Origin of the sequence: Corynebacterium sp. (assembly GCF_030535495.1) — a bacterium.
Classification (GTDB): Bacteria; Actinomycetota; Actinomycetes; order Mycobacteriales; family Mycobacteriaceae; genus Corynebacterium.
This window is the reverse complement of sequence record NZ_JAUNRW010000141.1, coordinates 1,670-4,584: the sequence shown is the minus strand read 5'-3', so window position 1 is coordinate 4,584 and position 2,915 is coordinate 1,670. Positions and strand designations below refer to the sequence as shown.

Annotated in this window: 4 protein-coding genes; 2 read left to right on the top strand and 2 right to left on the bottom strand. The window is 67.8% G+C overall.

The features are described 5' to 3' along the window. A partial coding sequence (locus Q4F73_RS11645) for a Clp protease N-terminal domain-containing protein (RefSeq protein WP_303359509.1) occupies positions 1–236 on the bottom strand: 236 nt, incomplete at its 3' end. A gap of 256 nt (positions 237–492) precedes the next feature. On the opposite strand from Q4F73_RS11645, the gene Q4F73_RS11640 reads away from it, so the two are divergent. Then, positions 493–1,044, top strand: coding sequence for a CAP domain-containing protein (locus tag Q4F73_RS11640; RefSeq protein ID WP_303359508.1), 552 nt, complete (start codon positions 493–495; stop codon positions 1,042–1,044). On the opposite strand, the gene Q4F73_RS11635 is transcribed toward Q4F73_RS11640, so the two are convergent. Beyond that, complete coding sequence (locus tag Q4F73_RS11635) at positions 1,041–2,471, bottom strand: MDR family MFS transporter (RefSeq protein ID WP_303359507.1); 1,431 nt, start codon at positions 2,469–2,471, stop codon at positions 1,041–1,043. The genes Q4F73_RS11640 and Q4F73_RS11635 overlap by 4 nt on opposite strands. Before the next feature lie 95 nt (positions 2,472–2,566). Here Q4F73_RS11635 and Q4F73_RS11630 point away from each other — a divergent pair. Beyond that, positions 2,567–2,915, top strand: a 349-nt coding sequence (locus Q4F73_RS11630; protein WP_303359506.1) for a hypothetical protein, incomplete at its 3' end; no start/stop codon positions are given.

Genomic DNA, 2,915 nt, shown 5'->3' with positions numbered 1-2,915 from the left:
GGGATGTGACCGGTGTGCGGCTGCGTGCCGTGACCGATGATCTCCTCGACCTCCTGGCGCACGGCGTCGAGCGAGATACCCATGGACTCCAGGGCCTTCGCGGCGACACCCTCACCCTCGTGGATAAGCCCGAGCAGGATGTGCTCGGTGCCGATGTAATTGTGGTTGAGCAGCCGTGCTTCCTCCTGCGCCAGAACGATGACGCGGCGGGCACGATCGGTGAACCGTTCGAACATGTCCTTGACCCCTAACCTTTGTTTCTCACTTGTCACCCACTGTAACGCGCAGGAGGGCCAATCTATTTGCACTCTCCGACATCGAGTGCCAACAATGCAGAGTCAGTGCAGGTCACGGCCATGTACGCCTTTAGCGAACAGCCCCTTTTTCGCCGGTACCGCACAAACTTCCCGCAACAACGACGGGGCTGTTATACGTCTGTTACCCTCGAGGGCAGAAGCCGCCCCGGAGACGCCGACCAGGAGATCCCGCCCCATGCGCCGCACCACCCTTGCTGCCCTCGCCCTCGCCGCCCTGCTTCCCGCCCAGGCACTGCCCGCCGCCGAGGCGCAGCCTGCGATGTCCTCGCTGGGCGGCCCGGGACTGCTCGGCGTCCTCCCCTTCCCGCCGGCGGCGAATCCGACGCAGCCCACGCAGGGCCAGGTGCACGCCAGTGACACCGCCATGCAGGCCGCGCTGCTCAATGAGCTCAACCGCTACCGCACCTCGCGTGGTCTCCCCGCCGTGGCCCGCCACGCCGCACTGGACGCCACCGCCCAGGGATGGTCGGTGTCCATGGCGCAGACGGGTACGCTGCGTCACAACCCGAACTACCGCGCCGGTTACCCCTCGAACTGGCGGCTGGCCGCCGAGAATGTCGGCACCTTCGACCGCGCCGTCCCGGCCGGTCACATGATCACCGCCTGGGCCAACTCCCCCGCGCACCGCGCCAACCTGGATAACCCGGAGTTCACTCACGTGGGCGTCGGGTGGGCCACCAACGCGCGCGGCGCGGTGTACGCCACCATCAACTTCGCCCGCTTCTAGTAGGCCTGCCCCTCCTCCTGCTGCTCCTCGGCGACCTTCGTCACGAAGGGGCTGGCCAGCAGGACGAGGATCGCCATGACGCCGGCGACGATGAAGGCGGTGTGCGCGCCGTCAGCGGTGGCCTGCGCGAGGTCCGCTCCCCCGGCCGCGGCGGCCTGGGTGCCGTAGGACAGCGCGGCGATGAGGATCGCGGTGCCCGCGGCCCCGGCCAGCTGCTGCAGGGTGTTGAGGATCGCGGAGCCGTGACCGTAGAGGTTCTTCGGCAGTGAGCCCAGGGCGGTGGTCATCAGCGGGGTCATCATGAGCGCCAGGCCGAGGGAGAACACGATGTGCATGGTGATCACCTCGGGCACGGTGGAGTTGATGTCCAGCCGGGTCATCGACCACACGGCACCGAGCAGCAGCAGCGCACCGGGGATGACCAGCGGGCGCGGACCGACCCGGTCGTAGAGGCGCCCGATGAACGGCGCCAGCAGCCCGGAGGCGAGGCCGCCGGGCATGAGCAGCAGGCCGGTGACCAGGGCGGTGACGCCGAGGCCGGTCTGCAGGTAGATCGGCAGCACCATGACCACGCCGAGCAACGTGCCCATGAGCAGCAGGGCGACGACGACGGACAGGGTGTAGTTGCGGATGGTGAAAGGCCGCAGGTCCAACAGGGGGGTCTCCAGCGTCAGCTGGCGCCACACGAACAGCACCAGCGCCACGAGGCCGACGACGGCCACGCCGATCGCGACGGTGGGGTTGGTGCCCAGGGTGGACAGCGCGTAGACCAGGCCACCGAAACCGAGTCCGGCCAGCACCACCGACAGCGGGTCGAAGGGGGCGCGGGTGGTCTCGCCGATGTTGCGAATGAAGATCGCACCCACCACCAGTGCCACCACGATGAGCGGGACGACCAGCCAGAACAGCCAGTGCCAGGTGAGTCGGTTGAGAATGAAACCGGATACGGTCGGGCCCAGCGCCGGGGCCACCGACATGACGATGGAGATCACACCCATGATCGAGCCGCGCCGGTTGGCCGGCACGACGGTCAGGGCCACGGTCATGAGCAGCGGCATGATGAGCGCGGTGCCCACGGCCTGCACGATGCGCCCGGTGAGCAGCAGTTCAAACGTCGGCGCCCAGGCAGCGACGATGGTGCCCACCAGGAAGCTGGTGACGGCGGCGAGGAAGACCTGCTTGGTGGAAAAACGCTGCAGGATCCAGCCGGTGGTCGGGATGACCACGGCCATCGTCAGCATGAAACCGGTGGTCAACCACTGGGCGGTGGTGGCCGGGATGGAGAAGTCCGACATGATCGACGGCAGCGCCACCGACAGGATCGTTTCGTTGAGGAACATCACCAGGGCCGCGCCGACGAGGACGATGAGGATGATTCGAACGTCGGCAGGCAGCGCCTGCTTCCCGCTGGACTGTTGCGTGCTCACGGGGGACCTCTCTATGTAGATATATGAAAGAGGATCATCGTAACGGGTGCGGCCCGGGCCCGCTAATCAGCAGGTGGAGGACCTATCCTGGGCCCATGGATCTCGAGACACTCCAGGAACTGCTGCGCACCGGACGCGACACCCCCGTCACCCTGACGCTGCGCCACGAAGTACCGGACGGATCCTTCGAGATCACCGGTGGCTACACCTGGTCGATGACTCCGGCGGTGTGGTTCTTCGATCCCGACGGGGTCCGCGTCCACCGGCACGCCGGGGGCTATGCGGTGGACCGCGGCACGGAGCCGGTCGCCCGGCGCGCGGGCCGGGCGGTGTGGCTGTTCCACACCACACCCCCGACCTACTACGACACCGCGCAGGTGCTCACGCGGCCGGAGGTCCTGCCCTTCCTCGAGCCGCGTCTCGACGCCGCCGTGCCCGCCGCCG

Coding starts and splice junctions, on each gene's coding strand:
- Q4F73_RS11640 (WP_303359508.1), top strand. CDS start 493: ATGCGCCGCACCACCCTTGCTGCCCTCGCCCTCGCCGCCCTGCTTCCC.